The 21270-nt window shown below is 70.5% G+C and carries 19 protein-coding genes; 9 read left to right on the top strand and 10 right to left on the bottom strand.

Annotation, left to right across the window (positions count from 1 at the left end; translation table 11 throughout):
* Positions 1-98 precede the first annotated feature (98 nt).
* Genes F1615_RS27375 through F1615_RS27385 form a run of 3 tightly spaced genes read left to right on the top strand, consistent with a single transcriptional unit; the run spans position 99 to position 6717 of the window.
* Positions 99-3677, top strand: coding sequence for a DEAD/DEAH box helicase family protein (locus F1615_RS27375; RefSeq protein WP_167533870.1), 3579 nt, complete (start codon positions 99-101; stop codon positions 3675-3677).
* On the top strand, positions 3674-5170 hold the full coding sequence (locus F1615_RS27380; protein WP_149551718.1) for a restriction endonuclease subunit S: 1497 nt from the start codon (positions 3674-3676) through the stop codon (positions 5168-5170). The genes F1615_RS27375 and F1615_RS27380 overlap by 4 nt, the downstream gene beginning before the upstream one ends.
* The gene (locus F1615_RS27385; protein WP_149551719.1) at positions 5167-6717 is read left to right on the top strand and encodes an HsdM family class I SAM-dependent methyltransferase; all 1551 of its coding nucleotides are present in this window, start codon (positions 5167-5169) and stop codon (positions 6715-6717) included. The genes F1615_RS27380 and F1615_RS27385 overlap by 4 nt, the downstream gene beginning before the upstream one ends.
* Before the next feature lie 64 nt (positions 6718-6781).
* Here the strand turns inward: F1615_RS27385 and F1615_RS27390 are convergent, their stop codons facing one another.
* On the bottom strand, positions 6782-7042 hold the full coding sequence (locus F1615_RS27390; RefSeq protein ID WP_149551720.1) for a DUF397 domain-containing protein: 261 nt from the start codon (positions 7040-7042) through the stop codon (positions 6782-6784).
* Complete coding sequence (locus F1615_RS27395) at positions 7039-7872, bottom strand: helix-turn-helix domain-containing protein (RefSeq protein WP_149551721.1); 834 nt, start codon at positions 7870-7872, stop codon at positions 7039-7041. Before F1615_RS27395 ends, F1615_RS27390 begins: the two co-directional genes overlap by 4 nt.
* 209 nt (positions 7873-8081) lie before the next feature.
* Between F1615_RS27395 and F1615_RS27400 the strand changes: the two genes are divergently transcribed.
* The 4 genes from F1615_RS27400 to F1615_RS27415 all read left to right on the top strand — a co-directional run bounded on the left by F1615_RS27400 (position 8082) and on the right by F1615_RS27415 (position 11083).
* Positions 8082-8348 carry a putative ATP-grasp-modified RiPP gene (locus F1615_RS27400; RefSeq protein WP_149551722.1) on the top strand — a complete coding sequence of 89 codons (267 nt, stop codon included), beginning with the start codon at positions 8082-8084 and terminating at the stop codon, positions 8346-8348.
* 3 nt (positions 8349-8351) lie between these two features.
* Positions 8352-9332 carry an ATP-grasp ribosomal peptide maturase gene (tgmB, locus tag F1615_RS27405; protein ID WP_149551723.1) on the top strand — a complete coding sequence of 327 codons (981 nt, stop codon included), beginning with the start codon at positions 8352-8354 and terminating at the stop codon, positions 9330-9332.
* Positions 9329-10531, top strand: a complete 1203-nt coding sequence (gene tgmC / locus F1615_RS27410) for an ATP-grasp peptide maturase system methyltransferase (RefSeq protein WP_149551724.1) — start codon at positions 9329-9331, stop codon at positions 10529-10531. The genes tgmB and tgmC overlap by 4 nt, the downstream gene beginning before the upstream one ends.
* Before the next feature lie 123 nt (positions 10532-10654).
* On the top strand, positions 10655-11083 hold the full coding sequence (locus tag F1615_RS27415) for an ATP-binding protein (protein WP_425385661.1): 429 nt from the start codon (positions 10655-10657) through the stop codon (positions 11081-11083).
* 103 nt (positions 11084-11186) lie between these two features.
* On the opposite strand, the gene F1615_RS27420 is transcribed toward F1615_RS27415, so the two are convergent.
* Together F1615_RS27420 and F1615_RS27425 are read right to left on the bottom strand one after the other, a co-directional pair.
* A complete protein-coding gene (locus F1615_RS27420) occupies positions 11187-12935 on the bottom strand; it encodes a LysM peptidoglycan-binding domain-containing protein (protein ID WP_149551726.1) in 1749 nt (582 codons plus the stop codon).
* A gap of 164 nt (positions 12936-13099) precedes the next feature.
* Entirely contained in the window at positions 13100-13618 is a 519-nt protein-coding gene (locus F1615_RS27425; protein WP_425385662.1) for an SMI1/KNR4 family protein, read from the bottom strand.
* A gap of 352 nt (positions 13619-13970) precedes the next feature.
* Here F1615_RS27425 and F1615_RS27430 point away from each other — a divergent pair, with 352 nt between their 5' ends.
* A complete protein-coding gene (locus F1615_RS27430) occupies positions 13971-14957 on the top strand; it encodes a helix-turn-helix domain-containing protein (RefSeq protein WP_167533871.1) in 987 nt (328 codons plus the stop codon).
* A gap of 31 nt (positions 14958-14988) precedes the next feature.
* On the opposite strand, the gene F1615_RS27435 is transcribed toward F1615_RS27430, so the two are convergent.
* The 5 genes from F1615_RS27435 to F1615_RS27455 all read right to left on the bottom strand — a co-directional run bounded on the left by F1615_RS27435 (position 14989) and on the right by F1615_RS27455 (position 19249).
* Positions 14989-16521 carry a PLP-dependent aminotransferase family protein gene (locus tag F1615_RS27435; RefSeq protein WP_149551729.1) on the bottom strand — a complete coding sequence of 511 codons (1533 nt, stop codon included), beginning with the start codon at positions 16519-16521 and terminating at the stop codon, positions 14989-14991.
* Between the two features lie 14 nt (positions 16522-16535).
* A complete protein-coding gene (locus F1615_RS27440; protein WP_149551730.1) occupies positions 16536-17264 on the bottom strand; it encodes a B3/B4 domain-containing protein in 729 nt (242 codons plus the stop codon).
* Position 17265: 1 nt separating this feature from the next.
* On the bottom strand, positions 17266-17871 hold the full coding sequence (locus F1615_RS27445) for a LysE family translocator (protein WP_149551731.1): 606 nt from the start codon (positions 17869-17871) through the stop codon (positions 17266-17268).
* Between the two features lie 114 nt (positions 17872-17985).
* The gene (locus F1615_RS27450) at positions 17986-18378 is read right to left on the bottom strand and encodes a hypothetical protein (protein ID WP_149551732.1); all 393 of its coding nucleotides are present in this window, start codon (positions 18376-18378) and stop codon (positions 17986-17988) included.
* Between the two features lie 100 nt (positions 18379-18478).
* A complete protein-coding gene (locus tag F1615_RS27455) occupies positions 18479-19249 on the bottom strand; it encodes an alpha/beta fold hydrolase (RefSeq protein ID WP_149551733.1) in 771 nt (256 codons plus the stop codon).
* 120 nt (positions 19250-19369) lie between these two features.
* Here F1615_RS27455 and hemB point away from each other — a divergent pair, with 120 nt between their 5' ends.
* The gene (gene hemB / locus F1615_RS27460) at positions 19370-20365 is read left to right on the top strand and encodes a porphobilinogen synthase (protein ID WP_149551734.1); all 996 of its coding nucleotides are present in this window, start codon (positions 19370-19372) and stop codon (positions 20363-20365) included.
* Positions 20366-20371: 6 nt separating this feature from the next.
* On the opposite strand, the gene F1615_RS27465 is transcribed toward hemB, so the two are convergent.
* The gene (locus F1615_RS27465) at positions 20372-21121 is read right to left on the bottom strand and encodes a DUF4232 domain-containing protein (protein ID WP_149551735.1); all 750 of its coding nucleotides are present in this window, start codon (positions 21119-21121) and stop codon (positions 20372-20374) included.
* Between the last annotated feature and the right edge of the window lie 149 nt (positions 21122-21270).

Below are 21270 nucleotides of genomic sequence, written 5' to 3' on the forward strand. Positions count from 1 at the left end.
TCGATTCCCTTGCCGTGGAACCGTGTTCGTGTCATCCTGCAAGGCTTTGCTCACGACAGGACGATCAGGAAGCTGGGGGGAAGCGCATGGTGACGGCGGTGGTTGGGGGTCCGTCCGGCGGGGATGACGAGCAGGTCGCACGGTTGGCGGCGGGCTCGTCGAACTTCGGTCACCTGCTGCGGCACGAGCCTTTACTGGTGACGCTGGGCTGTTCCGCCGAGTCGTACGTCCACACCGACCCCCACGCCGCCATGGTGAAGACTCGCCTCTTCGGCGAGATCATGGCCCGGCACCTGGTCACGCTCCTCGGCGTCACCGTGCCGGGGCCCCGGCAGGTCGACCGGATCAACGCGCTCGCCAGGGCTGACGTCCTCGTCCCGCAGGTGCGCGCCTGGTTCGAGGCGATCCGTACGACGGGCAACCGGGCGGTGCACGAGTACTACGCCAACGTCCGTGAGGCGCTCCAGTCCGTGGAGCTGTGCTTCCGCCTCGGTGACTGGCTGCACCGCTCCCTCGACCAGAACGACAACACACACAGGGTGTTCCTGGCACCCGCACCGCCCTCCGCCGCGCCCGCGCCCGAGTCCGTCGCCGACCAGCGCGAGCTGGAGCAGCTGCGCACCGAACTCGATGCCTACCGAAGGAGGTTGGAAGAGGCCCGGCTCAGCTACGACGGCAAGCAGAGCCGCCTGGAACGCGAGCAGGCCGCCCGCGAGCAGGCCGAGGCGGAACTGGCCCGTGCCGAGGCCGAGAGGGCGGCGCTGCACGACCTGATCGCCGAGCTGAGCGAGAAGATCACCGAGCTGACGGCTCCGGCGATGGAGTCCCGTTCGGCCGCCCGCCCGCTGGACGGGGCCTCGCGGCGCGACGAGTTCATCGCGCAGGCGCAGAAGGCCGCCCGCCCGCCGATGAGCGAGGCGCAGGTCCGCGCCGAGCTGGACCGCGTCCTGGAGAAGGCGGGCTGGGCCGTCCAGGACGACAGCGCCAAGAACCTCTTCGCGGACAAGGGAGTTGCCGTCCGGGAGGTCTCCACCGCCGTCGGTCGCGCCGACTACCTCCTCTACGTCGACCAGCGACTGGTCGGCGTTATAGAGGCCAAGCGGGAGGGCGCCGATCTTGAGGCCGCCATGGAGCAGGCCTCCCGTTACGCCACCGGCCTCACCCGCAGCCAGCAGCTCAGCGCCTGGCGGGCCAGCCTGCCCTTCCGGTATGTCGCCGACGGCAACACCGTCCGCTTCCACAACGCGCTCGACCCGTCCCCGCGCACCCGCGAGGTCTTCGCCGTGCACCGGCCGGACACGATCGCCCGCTGGGTGGAGGAGGCCGAGGCCGACCACAGCGCGCCGACCCTGCGGGCCCGGATGCGCCGTCTGCCGGAGGCTTTCCTCGACCCGGAGGACCTGCGCCCGGCCCAGGTGACCGCCATCAACGGCTTGGAACGCTCCCTCGCCAAGGACGACCCGCGCGCCCTGATCCAGATGGCGACCGGCGCCGGCAAGACGTACACGGTGGTCAGCGAGAGCTACCGGCTGCTCAAGCACGCGGGCGCCAAGCGCATCCTGTTTCTGGTCGACCGCAACAACCTCGGCAGCCAGGCCGCCACCGAGTTCGAGAACTTCGACACCCCGGACGACGGCCGCAAGTTCACCGAGCTGTACGTCGTGCAGCGGCTCGCCGGTGACACCGTGCTGGGCTCGGCGCACGTGGTGGTGTCCACGGTGCAGCGGCTGTGGCTGGCGCTGACGGGCCGCGAGGTGCCGAGCGCCGACCGCGAGGACGCGGCCCTGGACCGCTACGACCTGGTCGACGAGCCGGTGGAGGTCGGCTACAACCCGGACCTGCCGCCCGAGGCGTTCGACCTGATCGTCGTCGACGAGTGCCACCGCTCCATCTACGGCAAGTGGCGCGCGGTGCTGGAGTATTTCGACGCTCACCTGGTGGGCCTGACCGCCACCCCGGTCAAGCAGACCTTCGGCTTCTTCTTCCAGAACCTGGTCAGCGAGTACCCGTACGAGCAGGCCGTCGCCGACGGCGTCAACGTCGACTTCGACGTCTTTCGCATCCGCACGGAGCTGGGGGAGAACGGCGGGACGATCCCGGCGGAGACGGTCGTCCCGATGCGGGAACGCAAGACGCGCCGCGAGCGGTACCAGGAGCTGGAGGAGGACCTGGAGTGGAAGGCGTCCCAGCTGGGGCGTCAGGTCATCAGCAAGGGTCAGCTGAAGCTCGTCGTCGAGACGTTCCGCCAGCACCTGTTCACGGAGATCTTCCCACCGGTGGGGGAGGGGGAGACGCAGCGGGCGCGCACGCACGTGCCCAAGACGCTGATCTTCGCCGTGGACGACAACCATGCCGACGAGATCGTGCAGATGGTGCGGCAGGTCTTCGCGGAGAGCGACGACTTCTGCCGGAAGATCACCCACGCGGCGAAGCGGCCGGCCGAGCTGATCAAGGCGTTCCGCAACAGCCCCGAGCTGCGCATCGCGGTGACCGTCGACATGATCGCCACGGGGACCGACATTCCGCCGCTGGAGTGCGTGTTCTTCCTGCGGGACGTCAAGAGCTGGGCCTACTTCGAGCAGATGAAGGGGCGTGGCTCGCGGACCATCGACCCGGCGGAGTTCCAAGCGGTCACGCCGGACGCGGAGGTCAAGGAGCGGTTCGTCATCGTCGACGCGGTGGGCGTCACGGACTCCCCGCGCGTGGACGCGCGCCCGCTGGTCCGGGTCTCCGAGCGGAAGATCCCGCTAGAGCGGCTGATGGCCAAGACTGCGGGGCTCGCGATGACCGAGGACGAGGTCGCCACGCTCGCGGGACGTCTGGCACGGCTCGACCGGCAGCTCACGCCCGAGGAGCGGGAGGAGGTCGAGGAGCTGGCCGGCCGGCCGTTGCGGGAGATCGTGGGCGGGCTGGTCCGGTCCGTCGACCCTGACCAGCAGGAGCGGGCCCGGCGGATCGGTGGGCAGGCGCAGGTACGGCAGGACATGCTGGACGCGCTGAAGCCGATCGCCTCCAACCGCGAGCTGCGGGACCGGCTGATGTCCATGCGCCGCGCCCACGACATCGTCATAGACGAGGTGAGCGTGGACGAGGTGAAGGAGGCACGCGGCATCACGGCGGATGAGCTGGCGGTGCGGCGGGTGACCTCCTGGAAGCAGTACCTCGACGACCACCGGGACGAGATCGCCGCTTTCACCATCGCGTTCAGCGAGCGGCGTGATCCGAAGGAGGTCTACCGGCGGCTGAAGGACCTCGCCCGGAAGATCGAGCGTCCCCCGTTCCAGTGGACTCCGGGGCGGCTGTACGACGCGTACGTGCAGCTCGGGAAGGCGGCTCGGCATCCGCGGGGGGCTGCGGGTGTGGTGGACCTGATCGGGCTGCTGCGGTACGAGCTGGGGCTGGAGGAGGAGGTACGGCCGTACCGGGCGCTGGTGGAGGAACGGTACGTGGCGTGGCGGGCCCGGCAGGATCAGGCGGGGGCGTCCTTCACGGAGGACCAGGTGTGGTGGCTGGACCGCATGGTCGACGTGATAGCGACGGATGCGGCGATCGAGCCCGAGCATTTGAAGGACGTACCCTTCATCGAGCGCGGGGGTGTGGACGGGTTCCTTCGGGAGTTCGGGGCGGATCGGGGGGCTGAGATTTTGGATGAGCTGGGACGGGAGTTGGGCGCGTGAGCGAGGGTGGTATTCCTTCGGAGCTGCCGAAGGGGTGGGCGCGTGTTCGGCTCGGCGACATCCTGGACCGTATCGAAGCGGGTAAGTCCTACAAGTGTGAACCTCGCCCGGCCACGTCCGAGGAGTGGGGTGTCATCAAGGTCAGTGCCATGACCTGGGGAGAATTCGGCGAGGATGAGAACAAGGCTGTGCCTGCCGGTTTCTCGTTTAACCCCGATTATGAGATTCGGCCGGGAGATATTCTGCTGAGTCGGGCGAACACGGCGGCTTATGTGGGAGCGTCTGTGCTAGTGCGCAATTGCCGTCCAAGACTGCTCCTCAGCGACAAAAGTCTTCGCCTCATCCCGGCGAAGGGGGTAGACCGGGAGTGGCTAGCGTACTTTCTCTCGTCTCCAGGCGTTCGAGGCGAGATCTCTGAACGCGCCACTGGTACGAAGGACTCGATGCGGAACATCTCTCAGGGGGCCCTCGCAGACATTGAGTGCCCGTTGCCGCCTCTAGCCGAGCAACAACGCATCGTTGGCGCTCTGGACGAACAACTTTCTCGTCTTGTCTCGGGGGTCGGGACTGTACGCGGAGCCCTTGCCAAGGCAGCAGGCCTGCGGCGTAAGGTCCTCGCGGACCTCACCGCCCCATCGGGAGTTGGTTGGGAGAAGCACCAACTGGGCGACCTTGCAAGCACGGTGCGCAATGGAATGTATGTGTCTCGTCCTGGCCTCGAACCGGATGGCGTTCCCATCCTCCGTATTGGCGCTGTGCGTCCGATGCGGTTGGATCTGTCCGACTTGCGCTACAGCGCTATGGATGAAAGACGCGTTGCCGAGGACGGGTATCTCCTGGATCAAGGTGACCTGCTGTTCACCCGTTACAACGGTAATCCAGCTTATGTTGGTGCTTGCGCTGTTGTGCCTGAAGGCGCGGGTGCCCTTACCTACCCCGACAAGCTCATCCGTGTGCAGCTTCGCCGAAGTGCTGCGGACCCTAAATTCGTAGCCATGGCTTGCACCGGTGGCTCAGCGCGGCACGTTATGCAGGCGGCGGTTAAGACGACCGCTGGGCAGGCTGGCATCGCTGGCAAGGACCTAAAAAAGGTTCCGATCTGGCTGCCGTCGCTCGATGAGCAGCGGGAACGGGTGCGGACATACGAAAACTGGGAATTGATGATCTCACGTCTAGAGGAGGAGGTTATGAGGAGTGAACGCAACTCAGAAAAGCTACGCCGTTCCCTCCTTGCGGAAGCCTTCGCTGGCCATTTGATCCCACAAGACCCTGCTGACGAATCCGCCGGTTCCTTGCTCGATCGAATCTGTGCTGAGCGCGAGGTAGCCGGAGCAACCAAGTCTCGACGCCGAAGTCCGCGCCGGGCACCTGCACAGCTGAAGCGTGCTGTGGATCCTGCCTCGGCATTGGATGTACCTCCGCCATCCCGAGCAGACGTCCCCGCCCTCGCCTCCGCCACTCAGCCCACCCTTGATCTGGAGATGCCCTCGTGACCACGACCGAGGCCCGTCGGCTCGTCGACAAGCTGTGGAGTTACTGTCATGTCCTCCGGGACGACGGTGTCTCCACCATCGACTACGTCGAGCAGTTGACGCTTCTCGTGTTCCTCAAGATGGCGCACGAGGCGCAGTCCCGCCCGCCGATGTTCCGCGAGCAGATCATGCCCGAGGGGTCGGTCTGGGAGGGGCGCGGCTGGCCCGAGCTGCTGAACAACGACGGTGCCGAGCTCGAAGCCGCCTACACGCAGCTCCTCGAAGACCTGGGAGCCCAGCGCAAGGGCACGACCTTCCACCTGATCTTCAACGGGGCCCGTAACCGCATCCACGACCCCGCCAAGCTCAAGCGCCTGGTCAAGGACCTGATCGACAAGGAGAGCTGGTCCGGTCAGAAGACCGACATCAAAGGCGACGCCTACGAGGAACTGCTCTCCCGTGGTGCGGAGGACATCAAGTCGGGCGCCGGTCAGTACTTCACCCCGCGTCCGTTGATCCAGGCCATCATCGACTGCGTCCGCCCCACCCCGGACGATACGATCACCGACCCTGCCAGCGGAACCGGCGGCTTCCTGCTCGCCGCCGCCGAGCACATCCTCCACGAGTACGGCACCCGGCTCACTCCCGAGCAGCGCAAGCACCTCAGCAGCGGCGGTATCTGGGGCACCGAGCTGGTCAGGAACACCGCGCGTCTCGCCGCGATGAACCTCTTCCTGCACGGCATCGGCCAGCCCACCGGGCCCACCCTCGTCCATGACCGTGACGCCCTCATCGCCCCGCCCACCAAGCGCGCGAGCCTGGTCCTGGCGAACCCGCCCTTCGGTAAGAAGTCGTCGATCACCGTGTACGGCGACGACGGCTCCGCCGCCCGTGAGGCGATCGCCTACGAGCGCCGTGACTTCTGGGTCACCACGACCAACAAGCAGCTCAACTTCGTCCAGCACATCGCCTCGCTGCTGGAGATCCACGGCCGGGCTGCGGTCGTCGTCCCGGACAACGTCCTCTTCGAAGGCGGCGCGGGTGAGACCATCCGCCGACGCCTGCTGAAGGAGTACGACGTCCACACGCTGCTGCGCCTGCCCACTGGCATTTTCTACGCGGGCGGCGTCAAGGCCAACGTGCTGTTCTTTGAACGCAAGCCGGCCCGGCCCGAGCAGGCGTGGACCGAGAAGCTGTGGGTCTACGACTTCCGTACCGCCCAGCACTTCACTCTCAAGCAGAACCCGCTCACCCGGGCCCACCTCGAAGACTTCGTGCAGTGCTACCGCCCCGACGAGGACCGTTCCAAGCGCGTCGAGACGGAGCGCTTCAAGGCGTACACGTATGAGGAACTGATCGCCCGCGACAAGGCCAACCTCGACATCACCTGGCTCCGCGACCCCAGCCTCGACGACGCTGACAACCTGCCCGCGCCTGAGGTGCTGGCCGCCGAGATCGTCGAGGACCTCCAGGCCGCGCTGGAGGAGTTTGCCGCGATCGCAGAGACCTTGCGGCAGACACGGGGAGAGACCTCGGCAGAGGAGGCCGCGGACCCGGTCGCCGACTGACATGCAGGCGTGGCCCGCACCCGTGTACACGGGTGCGGGCCACGTGCATCTACTCCGTCATTGTTCAGTGTTTGGAGGCGTACAACAGGAAGGTTGCCCAGGTGGTGGGAGTGAGGGCGAGGCGGGGGCCGTCCGGGTTCTTGGAGTCACGGACGAGGATGTGGTCGGGGACGGTGGCCACCTCGACGCAGGAGGGAGTATCAGCGCCGCTGTAGCTGCTCTTCTTCCAGGCCACTTCGACGCAGGACGGGCTGTCATCCGTGCTGTAGCTGCTTTTTATCCACATGAGTGCTGTCCCGTTCTCAAAGGCAGGCTTGAAGCTCACGGTTCTCCCAGCATTCTTTCGATGAAGGCCAGAGACTCCTCGGGGGTGAGAGCCTGAGAGCGGATGGTCCCGTAGCGGATCTCAAGGATCTGAACGAGTTTCGGGTCGACAATCGCACGGCTGGTGAGCTGAACTTCGTTGGATCCCACAGTGGTTCCATCCTTGAGTCGAAGGACTCGGAACGGGCCATCGACCCCGGCGTTCCCCTCACGTCCAAGAGGCATGACCTGGATGTCAACGCTCCGCAGCTTGCCCAACTGCAACAATCGTTCGAGCTGCTCGCGCATCACCATTCTGCCCCCGTAGGGGCGTCGCAACGTCGACTCGCATTGCACGAAACTGAAAACGGGCAGCGAGGTGCCGCCGCTGATGATCTCTTGGCGAGCTGTACGCGCAGCCACCTGCTGCTCCAGCTCCTCCTCTGAGAAGGGTGGTCGCCGAGAGCTGAACACAGCCCGTGCGTATGCCTCGGTCTGCAGCAAGCCGTCGATGACGGAGTTGCTGTAGGAGCAGATCTCGACGGCCTCCGCCTCCAGCCGCTTTACGTCCCGCACCTTCTTCGGGTACCGGACCTCCGCCACGTCCTTCTTCATCGCGGAGATCTTGCCGCCCGCGCCCAGGACCTCGTCCGCGGCGTCCAAGTACTCGGGCCGGGGAATCCGTCGTCCCCGCTCCACACAGGAGACCGTCTCCTCCCCGTACTTGATCGCCGCCCCGAACTCCGCCTGGGTGAGGCCGGCCGCCTCTCGCCACAGCTTCAACTGCCGTGTGACCGTGCGCATCACGGCCCCGGCCTCTTCGTCGTCCAGCCCCGCTTCCCACCCGCTCATGTTCGCCGCCTCCCGTCGCGCGCCCTTCCCCGGACCAACTCCGGCCGCCCGCGTCCGGTCACCCCGGGCAGGGCGGACAGAAGCCGGACACCTGGCGTACAGCCGTCGGCCGTACGACCTGCCGGTATTCGCAGTGTGCACATGTGTGAGCACACTGGGTGGCGAGAATTGGGAACTCCGCATCGCGGAAAGAGAAGGGACACCACCCCATGACGACACTCGCCCTCGAAACCCCCTGGGCGCTGCGCCTGGTCACCGACCGGCTGCCGGTCGTGCCGCCGCCTTACGCGACGGTGACGCTCGACCCCGTCACGCAGACCGCCCGCTACACCGACTCCGCCGGGCGGAGGGTCGAGATGGGCAAGCACGGGACGTCGAGGACGACCGGTACCGCTTCCGTGTCCGGGGGAGGCGACGGGAACGGTCCACAGCCCCAGACACAGGACGACAGCACCACCGACTACGAATCGGACTGACCGATGGCTTCCACCGTCCTGGTCGTCACCGCGCTGGAGGACGTCACCGCGGACCGGGTCGTCGCCGCGCTGAACGAGCGTGAGGTGCCCGTCGTCCGCGTCGATCCCGCCGACATCGGGCCCGCCCTGACGTTCGGTTTCCGCCTCGACGCGGAGCGTCCGGCGTGGAGCGGGTGGCTGCGTACGGCGAGCCGGGAGGTGGAGACGGGGCAAGTGGCGGCGGTGTACTACCGCCGTCCCACTCCGTACGGTGCCCGGTTCATGCATCTGCCCCGGCAGCAGCGGGACTTCGCCGCCGCCGAGGCGCGGCACGGGCTCGGCGGCGTCCTGAACGCCCTGTCCGGCGCCCGGTACGTCAACCACCCGGCCGTGGTGGCCCGTGCGGAGTCCAAGCCTGCCCAACTCCGGAGGTTCGCCCGGCTCGGGCTGAGGATTCCTCCGACGTTGATCACCAATGACCGCAAGGACGCCGAGGAGTTCGCCTCCGCCTACGGCCCCGTCGTCTGCAAGACGTTCCGCGGCCTGCCCGCCGGTGACGACGGGCGCACCGGAGCGATCTGGACCCAGCGGGTCGACCCGGAGAACTTCGACGAAACGCTCACCGTGACCGCCCACCTGTTCCAGGCCGAGATCCCCAAGACCGGTGACGTACGCGTCACCGTGGTCGGCCGTCGTGTCTTCGCCCAGCAGGTCGCCGCACCCGACGGCGCGCTGGACTGGCGCCGGGGTGACTGGGGCGCCCTGGTCCACGCCCCGATCACCGTGCCGCCGTCCGTCGAGGCGGCGCTGCACTCCTACCTGGCCTCGTTCGGTCTGGTCTTCGGCTGCTTCGACTTCGCGCTCACCGGTGACGGGGACGACCCGGAACACTGGACGGCGATCGAGTGCAACCCGAACGGACAGTGGGGCTGGCTTCCCGACGCCGAGGACATCACCGAGGCATTCGCCGGCCTTCTCACCGTGGAAAGGAAGGGCCGTTCATGACGCTGCCCGTCGACCTCGACACCGATGCCGCGCGGCTGCGCGCCGTCATGGCGGAGGGCCTCGCCGCACGCGGGGCGCTGGACGATCCGGCTTGGCGGGCGGCGGTGGAGGCGGTACCCCGGCACCGGTTCGTGCCCGGCTTCTACCTGCCCGCCGAGGAGCGCGACGAGCAGGGGCTCACCGTGTGGCAGCCGGTCACCGCCGCGCTCGACCACGGGCGCTGGCTGGCCGCCGCGTACTCCGACACCACGCTCATCACGCAGTTCGACGGTGACGAACCCGACTGGGAGCACCCGGCCGAGCGGCACGGAGGGGCCCCGACCTCGTCCTCCACCCTGCCGTCGCTCGTGGTGCGGATGTGGGCCGATGCCGACGTCCGGGAGGGGCACACGGTGCTGGAGATCGGCACGGGGACGGGGTACTCGACCGCGCTCGCCTGCGAACGCCTCGGATCGGCCGGTGTGACGAGCATCGAGGTGGACCCGCACCGGCTGGAGCGGGCCGCGAGCGCGCTGCACGGCTGCGGTTACGCACCCGCCCTCGCGGTCGCGGACGGGCTGTACGGGTACTGGCCCGAGGCCCCGTTCGACCGGATCGTCGCGGCCTGCTCCTTCCGTGCCGTGCCCCCGGCCCTCGTCGCCCAGACCCGGCCGGGCGGAAAGATCCTGCTGACGCTCTCAGGCTGGCTCTACGGGTACGCCCGTGTCCTGCTCACCGTCGCCGGGGACGGCACCGCCGAGGGGCGTCTGCTGGGCGGCACGGTCTCCTTCATGTCAGCGCGTACGCACGCGGCGCCGGCCTTCGGCAACCCCGCCCACTGGGCGGCGGAGCTGCCGGGGGAGGCGCGGGTCGCCCGGCACGGTCCCCAGCGGATCACCGCCGCGACCGAGGAGGCTTTCCACTTGCGCTTCCTCGTGCAGAGCGCGGTGCCCGGTGCGCAACTGACGACCGTCGGCGACGTCGTGCACCTGGTCGACGTGGTCAGCGGGTCGGCCGCCACACTGGCCCCGGACGGCGGCAGCGGTTGGCGGGTGCGGGAGGGCGGTCCGGTCAGGCTGTGGGAGAGCGTCGAGCGGGTCATCGACGTCCACGACGCGGCCGGGCGGCCGGAACCGGAGACCTTCACCCTGTGCGTCCACGACGGCGGGCAGCACCTGCGGCACCCGCGGATGCCCTGCCTGCCGCTGCCGACGCCCTGAGGGGAGGCCCGTCGACCTGCCCCACCGGGCAGCCCGGACGAGACCGGGCACCTCACGGACAGCCGTCGGCCGCACGGGCCGCCAGCCTTCACGAGAGGTGTATGCCTCACGACTCTGGGTGATGTGAATCAGGAAACCGTCGTATCGCGCACCCCGCTCCACCAGTACTCCGTGCCGCTCTCCGCCACCCGCCGGGGTGCACGGCTGGCCCGTCTGCTGGCCGCCGAGCAACTGGAAGCCTGGGGAGTGCCGTTGGACCCGGCCCGGGTGGTCGTCGCGGAACTCGCGGCCAACGCCGTCCTGCACGGGCGTGTGGCAGGGCGCGGCTTCCGGCTCGGTCTCACCGTCACGGCGCCCCGCACCCTTCGCATCGAGGTTACCGACCCCCGGGGCAATCAACTGCCCCCGCAGAAGCGGGCGGCCGGCGGGGCGGAGCCCGGCGAATCCGGATACGGCCTGCTCCTGGTCGGTGAACTGGCCGACCGCTGGGGCGTGCGAACAGGTCCGGTGCCGTGCAAGACCGTGTGGGCGGAGCTGGATCTCGGCCGATGAGTCCGGCCTCAGCCGGTCGATCGTATGAGGCGGAGCGTCCCTTCCTGGGGCGCTCCGCCTCATACGTTTTCCGCTGACGGCTCTGTACCTCCGGGGCTGATTCCTACTCGGACTTCGACTTGGGCGTGAAGACCAGCAGGCGGTCCAGGAGGAGTGAGGACAGGGCCGGGTGGGTGAGGGTCTCGGGCTGCATGTAGGCGCGTGCCACCGCCTGCATGCGGCTCATGTCGACGGTCCTGTCGGCGCCGTACTGCGCGCAGAAGTCGGTGCCGGCGGACGGAAGCTCGGTGACGTGCGGGCCGGTCGGTCCCGCGTCGCCGGCCCGGCTGAAGGTCCAGGCGTAGAGCTTGTCCGCGTCCGGGCTGTCGGCGAGGTAGTCGCGCGCGCTGCCCCGCAGGTCGCGGTGGTTCCTGGCGGTCACCGAGACGGCGGCCTCCTCGTCGGCGTAGAGCGAGATGCTGGAGTAGCTCGCCTGCCGGGTGGCCACGTGGTTGGCGCCGTAGGCGACGACGAAGGAGCCGTCGGGCAGGCTGAAGCTCGGGCTCAGCGGGTCGTCGGCGTCGTTGGACAGCGCGCCGATCCCGGGCGTGGGGGGATCGATCACCTTGTTGGACTGCAGCCCCGGGTACGACTGCTCGAAGCCGCGCTCCATCGCCACGTCACGTGCCTGGAAACCCGGGTGGGCGTCGATGATCCGCTGCCGCAGCTTCTGCAGCGCGGGGTTGAGGTCGAGTTCGGTGGCCCCGGTCCCGGCGACGCGCAGCCGGGGCACGGGCAGCGGGGCCGGGTCGTACACCGGTTTCGTCTGGTCGGCGGAGGTGCCCTTCGGCCGTACCCGCAGGACCTGGAGCGGGGGCGCGTCGCGGTACGCGTCGAGCGCCTTCTCGAAGCCGGGCTCGGGCGCGGCCGTACGGATGCCGAGCAGGAACTGGTCGGCTTCCTTGCCGAGGCCCAGGCGGAACATGGCCGGGGGAACGGTCGCGTCGTTGATCGCGCCGCCGAGCCCGGAGGCGGCCAGTATCTCGTGCACCTCGGCCCGCGTGCGCTCGTGCCCCGTGATCACGAGGGCGAACGGCTGCCCGAAGGGGGTGGGGCCGGCCGTTTTCACGGTTCCCCTGTTGACGGGGTCGCCGACCGCGGGCCACAGGACCGGACCGGTCTGCAGGGACCCCCTCACCATCGTGAGGTCGAAGGAGAAGTAGGCCTCCGGCGGCGGTGTCGTCCCGATCAGGACCACGGCCTCGTCCTCGCGCAGGCGCCAGGTCACGGGCGGGTTGGTGTTGGCCGTCTGCCCCGGTACCTCGGGGAGGTTCGTGATGATGTACGGCGACTGCGGGTTGGGCCACATGCCGCTGAACAGGACGCCCTCGCAGTACCTGCGGTTCAGGTCGAACACGGCCTCGGATCCCGGCTGGGACACGTAGCCGGACTGTGCCACCTGGCGCTGGAACCGGGCGACGTGCGGGTCGGCCTTCCGGTCCGGGGTGGTGGCGCCCGCCGGCCGGCGGGCGGGAGTGTGGATCGCCGTTCCGGCGAAGATCCGGTGCCCGTCGTCGTCCGACGGGTAGCCGTGGGCCCGCGCGGCCTTCTCGATGCCGTCCCGGCTGGCGCGGTAGAGGTCGGGCCACTTGGCTCCGGACCCGTAGATCTCCTCCGCCATGGACCACAGGGTGTCGCCGTCGGTGACGGTGCGGACGTCCTCGCCGTCGTTCGCCGCGTCCTTGGCCGGGGTCGGCGCCGGGGCGGTCAGTGCGGTGGGGGCCGGGGTGGTGGTCGTCGCGGGCTGGGCGAGGGCCGTGGTCGCGGGGCAGAGAACCGTGCAGCCGGCCGCGATGCCGCTGACGGCCGTCACGGCTATGCGACGGTGCCGGCGTGATGCCTTCGGGTGTCGTATCGGGAGTTTCTGCACACAGAGCTCCAGGGGTGCGAGTGCGGAGAGTTTCCGCATGTCACGCTAGGTGCTCGCTCTGGTGTGTGCATGTGCCGTTCACCCGGATGGGGGGCGCGCGGCGCGGCTCAGCGGCAGAGAGCGTCGATGTCCGCGGTGAAGGTCGGGAACTCGGCGCGGGCCTCGGCGATGACGGCGCGGGCCGATCGTCCGGGGGTCGTCGCGTGGCGTTCGGCGAGGGCGGTGAGGGTCGCGTCGGGGCGCGGCTCGCGGTCCTCGTACAGCACGGCCTCCAAGGGGCCGCAGCCGTCGGCCAGCATCCACAGGAAGTCGGAGAGGTTCCCGGCCACCACGCCGCTCTCGCCCTCCGAACCCATGAAGACCACGGGCTGCTCGGTGAGGGGGCGGCCCGGCCGCCCGTACCGGAGGGCCGCGAGGCCGCCGGTTCCGTCCTGCCCGAACACCCGGTAGGCGTCACCGTCGAGTTCGGGGTTCCCCGTCCACTGGCGCAGCCAGTCGGTGGTCTCCCCGGCCGACTCGAAGGCGTCGTAGGGCTCGAAGTCGATTCCCTGGCCGTCGGCGTAGTCGATCTCCGTACGGGCCAGGTCGGCCAGGGCGGGGGGAAGGGCGCGGTCGTCATCGGTCATCCGGTTCACCCGCGCACCGTAACCGCCGGTACTGACAGGGTGCTTGCCGACGGGCCCGGGGCCGGAGACCGGCTGTACGGGACGCGGTGGTGCGCGGGCCGGGGCTGCGGGCGGTAAAAGACCTAAGTACCAAGGGTAAAAACCAACCAACCCAACCAAACCTCGCGTAGGTCACTCGGGCGGGTGAAACGAGTCGAACTGGCTGGCGCGGCGGTGGTTCGGGCGGGCAGTCTCGGGACGAGAGCGGCCGAAGCAACTCGGCGCTCCCACAAGCCCGTACACATGTCGGCCCCCGCCGGGACTAGCACTCCCGAGGCGAGGGCCTGACCAACAAGGAAGCGAAGCCTTCCCCATGGCTGAGACGAAGCCTAGCCCTGCCCCGCGCCCGATTCAGGGTGTTCGACGATCCGCCACACCCTCCGGTGTCACACACGTACGCACGTACCAGTCCGGGCAGTACGTGGTCGTCGGTAACCACCTTGCCCAGCATCGTGAGTTGTCGCTGACCGCGATCGGACTGGCCACCCACATCTTCTCGTTGCCCGAGAGTACCCCGGTCGACATCCGCAGCCTCGCCGAGCGCTTCCCCGAGGGGCGGGAGCGGATCGCCTCCGCGCTGCGGGAGTTGGAGGCGCACGGGTATCTGGAGCGGGTCCGCGAGCACACGGAGTCGGGCCGCCTGGTGACGCGTACGTATGCCCACCACACGCCGCAGGCCGCGCGGGCAGCCCTGCCGACCCTCCCCCGGCCCGTGCGTGCGGTCGGCCGCGGTGGCACGGGCCGGACGTCCGCCGGGGTGGGCGGCGAACCGCGGGAAGCGCCCAAGGAGGACGACCAAGCCCCCGCTGAGCCGGAGGTCGTCGAGGATCCCGAGGTGCCGGCGCCCGTCCCCGTGGAGTGCGCGACCGCACGCCCGCCGCGCGAACCTGCCCGCCGTGAACCGCGGTTCGAGGAGGCGGTCACGCTCCTCGCGGGCCTGCGCCGCACCGACGCCCGCCTCATCCTGTCCCTGCGCGACGTGAACAGGCTGGCCCCGAGTGTCATCGACTGGTTCGACCGGGGCGCCACCCCCGCCGCCGTGCACCGCACCCTGACCGCCGATCTCCCAGCGGTGATGAAGCACCCGGCCGGTGTGATCGCCTACCGGCTGCGTGAGCTGCTGCCTCCACCGCTTCCCGCGCTCCCGGCGCCCCCACCGCCCACGGCCGGCGCCCGTGGCCCGTACCCCTTCCAGGACTGCGACGGCTGCGACCGGGTGTTCCGTGCCCCGGCACCCGGCCGTTGCCGCGACTGCCGGTCCGGGCCGACAGCAGCCGGCGAGGTCGCGTGCGCGGCTTGATCCCCGGCCCAAGGTCCCGGCCCTCGGGACGTCAGGACAGCTCGCGCAGGGCCCGGCCGAGGGTCGTCACGCCCTCGGTGATGGCTCCGGGCGGGTCGGCCGCGTAGCCGAGGACCAGGCCCGGCGGGCCGGGGAGCTGGCGGTGCCAGGACAAGGGCTGGCACTTCACGCCGTGGGCGAGTGCGGCGGCGGCGAGTTCGGTGTCGGGTACGTCCTGCGCGTAGGTGACCGTCAGGTGCAGGCCGGCCGCCGCGCCGTGGACGACCGCGCCCGGCAGATGCGCGGTGACGGCGTCGATCATCGCGTTCCGGCGGCGGATGTGGCGGGCGCGCAGCAGGCGCAGGTGCCGCTCCAGCTGCCCTGTCTCCATCAGCCGGGCCAGGATCAGCTGCGGCAGTACGGCGTTGCCCAGATCGGTGACGCGTTTCGCGTGGGTCAGTGCGTCCAGGTGGCGGGGCGGAGGGATCATCCAGCCGATGCGCAGCGCTGGGGCGAGCAGTTTGGACACGCTGCCCGTGTAGCACAGCCGGTCGGCGAGCAGTGAGCGCAGCGCGGGCACGGGCGGCCGGTCGTAACGGTGCTCGGCGTCGTAGTCGTCCTCCACGATCAGCCCGCCGTCCGCGGCCCAGCGCAGCAGCTCGCGGCGGCGCTCGCCGCTGGTGACGACACCGGTCGGGAACTGGTGGGCGGGCGTGAGCAGGACCGCCCGGGCGCCGGTGGCGCGCAGCGCGTCGACGCGTACGCCGTTGTCGTCGACCGGTACCGGTGGGGTGGCCAGGCCCCCGTGCCGCAGATGCTGACGGGTGCCGAGCGAGCTGGGGTCCTCCACCGCGACACCGGTGACGCCGTCGGCCAGCAGCACGGGGCTCAGCAGGGTGAGCGCCTGCGCGGTGCCGGCGACGATCAGGATCCCGTCCGGCTCCACCCGGATGCCGCGGCTGCGCGCCAGCCAGTCGGCGACGGCACGGCGCAGCCGCGGGGCGCCGCGGGGGTCGCCGTACCCGAGGTCCGCCGCGGACAGCTCGGCGAGCACGGCCCGTTCGGCGCGCAGCCAGGCCGTCCGGGGGAACGCGGAGAGGTCGGGCCGGCCGGGGGTGAGGTCGATGCGGGCGTCGGCGGCGCGCAGTACGTCGAAGACGTCGTCGCCGGGCTCACCGTCGAAGGGGGACCGCGGCACGGGCCCGTGGGCCGGGGCGGTGCGCCGGGGCGGCCCGGACGCGGAGGGCGCCCGCGGGACGACGGGGGGTGCCGCGACCACCACCGTGCCGCCGCGCCGGCGCCCCTCGACATGACCGTCCTCGGCGAGCCGCCGGTACGCCTCGGTGACCACGCCCCGGGAGACGCGCAGCTCCGCGGCGAGTACCCGGGTGGACGGCAGTCTGCTGCCCACGGTCAGCCGGCGGTCGGTGATCGCCTGCCGCAGCCGCTGTGCCAGCCAGTCCGCCTTGCCGCCGGGGGGCGCGTCTTCGGCACGCAGCTGCAGGAAGTCGGAGCCGTGCGCCGGAGGGGCGGCGCCCGACGCCGTACCGCCCGTCACCACTTCTCCCTCGCTCACCGCGCCCATGGTGCCACGTGCCGCTACGGCGTCCGAGCGCCGGACGGCGGCTCGTCGCCGAGTGCGAACTCCCGGGTGGAGGCGGTGAGAAGGGCCGTCGCCGGGGTGGTCCCCCAGTGCGCGGTGAGGTCCCGGGCGATCGTGTCCAGCACCTCCGCGACGGTGTCCGCGCCGCCGTCGTGCACGGCCTCCGCCACCACGAGGATCCGGCGGGTGTGCTCGCCGACCGCGGAGTGGCCGCTCTGCCGGTTGGTCCAGCGGCGGGCGTGCGCCCGTCCGGCGGAGTCGGCGTACGTCACCTCGCCGGGGGCCGGGTGCTCGGTGGCGCCGCCGAAGGTCGTGTACTCCTCGTCACCGCGGGCGTGACGCACCTCGAGCAGCGGGCCGGTGACGCGGTCGGCGTCGAGCACCGCGACCGGGACGGCGTACGCCACGGAGACCGCGTTGCACAGGTCGACCACCGGGTGGATGCGTGGCAGCGTTCCTTCCTTGCGGAGCCGCCGCAGCAGCGACTCCGAGGCGCACCGGTACTGCGTCGGCTTCAGCCCCATGGAGGCGAAGACCCGCCGCCAGGCCAGGACTTCGGGGAACCGGCCCTCGGAGGCGCCGGCCAGCCGGGCCCGGGCGCGGGCGGTGTACTCCGCGACGCGCGGGCCGACGTCGGCCACCGGGCCGACGCCGGTGGCGTGGAGCGCGCCCGCGGCGAGGCGGGGGTGGTCGGACCAGATCGCGTCGGCGTGCCGGAAACGCATGTCACGCCACCGCCATCCGTGCGCTCAGACCCACGAAGCAGACGGCGAACACCCGGCGCAGGCCGGTCGTGATCCGGGGCCGGGACGCCAGGCGGTCGCGCACGGCCGCGGCGCCCATGCCGTACGCGGCGAAGACGACGAAGGTCAGAGCCATGAAGACCGCGCCGAGCCGCAGCATGAGGCCGGTGGAGCCGGGCGTGCCGGTGGGGACGAACTGGGGGAGGAACGCGACGAAGAACATGGTCAGTTTGGGGTTCAGCAGGTTGAGGAGCACCCCGGAGGAGATCACGCGGAGCACCGGGCGCGGCTCGGCGTCCGTCTCGACGGTCAACGCGTCCTTGTCGCGCAGCGTCGCCCACGCCATGTACAGCAGGTAGCCGGCACCGAGGTACTTCACCACCCCGTAGGCGACGGCGCTGGTGTGCAGCAGCGCGGCGAGGCCGGTGATCGTCGCCACCAGGTGCGGTACGACGCCGAGCGTGCAGCCGAGCGCGGCCACCACGCTCGCCCGGCGGCCGTGGGACAGTCCGGCGGCGAGGGTGTACACCACACCGGTGCCGGGGGTGACCACCACCACGAGGGTGGTCAGCAGGAACGCGAGACTCAAGGGAACCCTCCGCGAGATCGACGGTTCCCTCAGCCTGCTGCGCTCATGGACCGAAGGGCAGAGCCAAAGGATGCCGGCTTGACCGGTCCAAAGCCACGGACTGCGGCCTCGACGTCAGACCAGGCCGACCGACAACAGGCCGCCGCCCGCGGCGACCGCGAAGGCGAGGCCGCGCCGCCCCGCGGTGACCGCTCCGGGGTTGCCCCGCGTCGACAGCACGAGCACGGCGTTGGCGGCGAACGCCGGGAGCAGAATGCCGAACAGGGCGAACGTACCGACCGCCCCGAGGGTCGGCTCGGCCGGCGCGGCGACGGCACCCGCCACCATCGCGACCGCGGCGATCGCGTACAGCGTCCCCGACGCGAGGGTGATGTCGTCCCTCTTCAGCGGGGCGGGTCCGCGCCCCTTGGCGTGGTTCCAGTGGCGCCGCTCCGTGCCGACCCGGGCCAGCACCATGATCACCACTTCGACCGCCAGGGCGATCACGGCGACGTGCTCGATCGTCATTGCACTCACCTCACTTGCTGCACGCGGACGAGACGGCGGAGATGCCGGTCGCGGCGAACGTATCCGCTGGTCGGGAGCTGGGTGAGGATCTTGAGCGAGATCAGAGCTTGTCGAGGGCCTCGGCCACGGCTCGGGCGAACGCCTCGGGGTTGTCCAGCATGATGTTGTGTCCGCAGTCGGGGATCGCGGTCAACAAGACACCTGAGGCGACGAGTTCGGCGGATCCGGGGAACGCGCCGTCCGCCGCGGGGAAGAGGAACGTGCGGGGGACCGGCAGGGCGAGCAGGAGTTCGCGCATCGTCGGGGTGGTGCCGCGGACCAGGTGGGTGGCGCTGCGGTGCAGGGCCTCCAGGCCCGCCAGGCGCATCGTCGACCACCAGTGCGCGCCCGCGCGGTCGCGGACCTCGCGCCAGGCGCCGGACACGAACTCCTCCTCCGTGTACGCGGCGATGCCGCTGCTGCCGGCCGCGCCGGGGACGCGGGGCAGCGGGTCGAGGTTGGCGTCGACCAGGACCAGGCGGGAGACCAGCCCGGGGTGGCGGGCGGCGAGCACGACGGCGACCGAGCCGCCCATGCTGTGGGCCACGAACTCCGCGCCGGTGACGTCCGCGGCGCGCAGGGCGGCGGCGAGCGCGTCGGCGTGGTCCTCGAGGGTGTACGCGAACGAGGTGGGGCGGTCGCTGTGGCCGTGGCCGAGCAGGTCGACGAGGAGGGAGCGGTGGCCCGCGAGGAGCGGGTGGACGGCGGTCTCCGTGAAGTAGGCGGGGGAGGTGGCCCCCAGGCCGTGGACGTACACCCGCGCCGGGTCCCGGCCCGGCAGCTCGACCCAGCGGATGCGGTCGCCCTCGGCCGTAACGGCGGCACTGTGCACGGTGTCGTTCCCCTCGGTGGCGTGATCGCGGCAGGGAGAACGGTACTCACGCACGGTGGGTCCCGGCCGCCGACTGGGCGTCGGTAAAGGCACTCGTGGGGCGGGCGTAGCGTAGGTGGTATGACGACGTACGGATCCTTCCCCGGCACGCGGCCGCGGCGTCTGCGGACCACCCCCGCCATGCGGCGCATGGTCGCCGAGACCAGGCTGCACCCCGCCGACTTCATCCTCCCCGCCTTCGTACGCGAGGGCGCGGCCGAGCCGGTGCCCATCGCGGCGATGCCCGGTGTCGTCCAGCACACGCGGGACAGCCTGAAGAAGGCGGCGGCCCAGGCCGTGGCGGCCGGTATCTCCGGGATCATGCTGTTCGGTGTGCCGGAGGAGTCGAAGAAGGACGCCCTCGGCACGCCGGGAACCGACCCGGACGGGATCCTCCAGGTCGCCCTGCGCGACGTGCGGGCCGAGGTCGGGGACGACCTGCTCGTCATGTCCGACCTGTGTCTCGACGAGACCACCGACCACGGGCACTGCGGCGTGCTGGACGAGCACGGCCGCGTCGACAACGACGCCACGCTCGAGCGGTACGCCGAGATGGCGCAGGTACAGGCCGACGCGGGCGCGCACGTGGTCGGGCCCAGCGGGATGATGGACGGTCAGATCGGCGTCGTCCGCGACGCGCTCGACCAGATCGGGCGGGAGGACGTGGCGATCCTCGCCTACACCGCCAAGTACGCCTCGGCCTTCTACGGGCCCTTCCGGGAGGCCGTCGCCTCCTCGCTCCAGGGCGACCGCAAGACGTACCAGCAGGACCCGGCGAACCTCCGTGAGTCGATGCGCGAGCTGGCGCTCGACCTGGAGGAGGGCGCCGACATGGTGATGGTGAAGCCGGCGGGCCCGTATCTGGACATTCTCGCGCGGGTCGCGGACACGGTGGACGTGCCCGTGGCGGCGTACCAGATCTCCGGTGAGTACTCGATGATCGAGGCCGCCGCCGAGAAGGGCTGGATCGACCGGGACCGGGCGATCCTCGAGACGCTGACCGGCATCAAGCGGGCCGGCGCGCGCAACATCCTCACCTACTGGGCCACCGAAGTGGCCCAGAAGCTCGACCGCTGATCCCGCTCAGTACGTCAGGGCGTCGTCCATCGACTGCTGCCAGTACGTCACCGTCAGGCTGCTGTCGTAGTACACGCCCTTGGCCGGCAGGGACGGGGTCGCGGCCGGGCCCCCGCTGCTGTTCGGGGTGCGGCCCTGGAAGCCGACGGTGAGGGTGCGGCCGGTGGTGCCGCCGTCGCCGCTGCCGTCGGCGGCCGACAGGAGGACACCCGCGTACGCCGACTCGCCCGGGTCGATGCCGACCACGGCCTGCGGCTTCGAGGCCTCGACCGGCTGCGGCACCCACTGCATCTCGTCGAAGCGGAGCACCGGGTAGTAGGTGAGGTCGCAGGGCTTCGAACCGGTGTTCCTGACCGTGATCAGCATGTGGTTGAGGGGGCGGGGGACCGGCCGGGCGGTGACGGTGGTGTTGGAGCCGTTGCAGGCGACGCGGGCCTGCGGGTCGCCTGAACCGCCCGACGTGCCGGCGCCCCGGTCCGTGGCCCGGTCCGTGCTCTGGTCCGTGCCCTGGTGCGTGTCCTTGCCGCCGCCCTTGCCGTCGTCCTTCCCGCTGCCCTTGTCCGCGCCGCTCCGGGAGGGCTCGTTCGAGCCTGCGTCGCCCTCCGGCGCGTTCGTGGGCGTGTCCGCGGACGCCGTCGCGTTCGGCTGGGACGCGCCCTCGTCCTTGGTGCCCGTACCGTCCTGGCAGGCCGTCAGGGAGAGCGTGGCGAGGGTGATTCCGGCGGCGGCGAGCAGGCGGAGGCGAGACGTACGCATGGCGAATTCCTTGTCTTCGGTACGGGTTCGGCGTGGCCGCCCGACCGGTTGCCGGGAGCGGCGTGCTTGGATGACCAGAGCGTGTGGTGTGACCCGTCCCGGCCGCCACATCCGACGGAGGATCCGGGACGCTGGAACGCTCATACCGC

This window comes from Streptomyces marokkonensis, from assembly GCF_008312835.1.
Lineage (GTDB): Bacteria > Actinomycetota > Actinomycetes > Streptomycetales > Streptomycetaceae > Streptomyces > Streptomyces marokkonensis_A.

Excerpts from the sequence above, each read along its gene's own strand:
- F1615_RS27400 (WP_149551722.1), top strand. The coding sequence starts at position 8,082 with ATGACGACACTCGCCCTCGAAACCCCCTGGGCGCTGCGCCTGGTCACC.
- F1615_RS27465 (WP_149551735.1), bottom strand. The coding sequence starts at position 21,121 with ATGCGTACGTCTCGCCTCCGCCTGCTCGCCGCCGCCGGAATCACCCTC.
- hemB (WP_149551734.1), top strand. The coding sequence starts at position 19,370 with ATGACGACGTACGGATCCTTCCCCGGCACGCGGCCGCGGCGTCTGCGG.
- F1615_RS27435 (WP_149551729.1), bottom strand. The coding sequence starts at position 16,521 with ATGGGCGCGGTGAGCGAGGGAGAAGTGGTGACGGGCGGTACGGCGTCG.
- F1615_RS27425 (WP_425385662.1), bottom strand. The coding sequence starts at position 13,618 with ATGACCGATGACGACCGCGCCCTTCCCCCCGCCCTGGCCGACCTGGCC.
- F1615_RS27440 (WP_149551730.1), bottom strand. The coding sequence starts at position 17,264 with ATGCGTTTCCGGCACGCCGACGCGATCTGGTCCGACCACCCCCGCCTC.
- F1615_RS27395 (WP_149551721.1), bottom strand. The coding sequence starts at position 7,872 with ATGAGCGGGTGGGAAGCGGGGCTGGACGACGAAGAGGCCGGGGCCGTG.
- tgmB (WP_149551723.1), top strand. The coding sequence starts at position 8,352 with ATGGCTTCCACCGTCCTGGTCGTCACCGCGCTGGAGGACGTCACCGCG.
- F1615_RS27430 (WP_167533871.1), top strand. The coding sequence starts at position 13,971 with ATGGCTGAGACGAAGCCTAGCCCTGCCCCGCGCCCGATTCAGGGTGTT.
- F1615_RS27450 (WP_149551732.1), bottom strand. The coding sequence starts at position 18,378 with ATGACGATCGAGCACGTCGCCGTGATCGCCCTGGCGGTCGAAGTGGTG.
- tgmC (WP_149551724.1), top strand. The coding sequence starts at position 9,329 with ATGACGCTGCCCGTCGACCTCGACACCGATGCCGCGCGGCTGCGCGCC.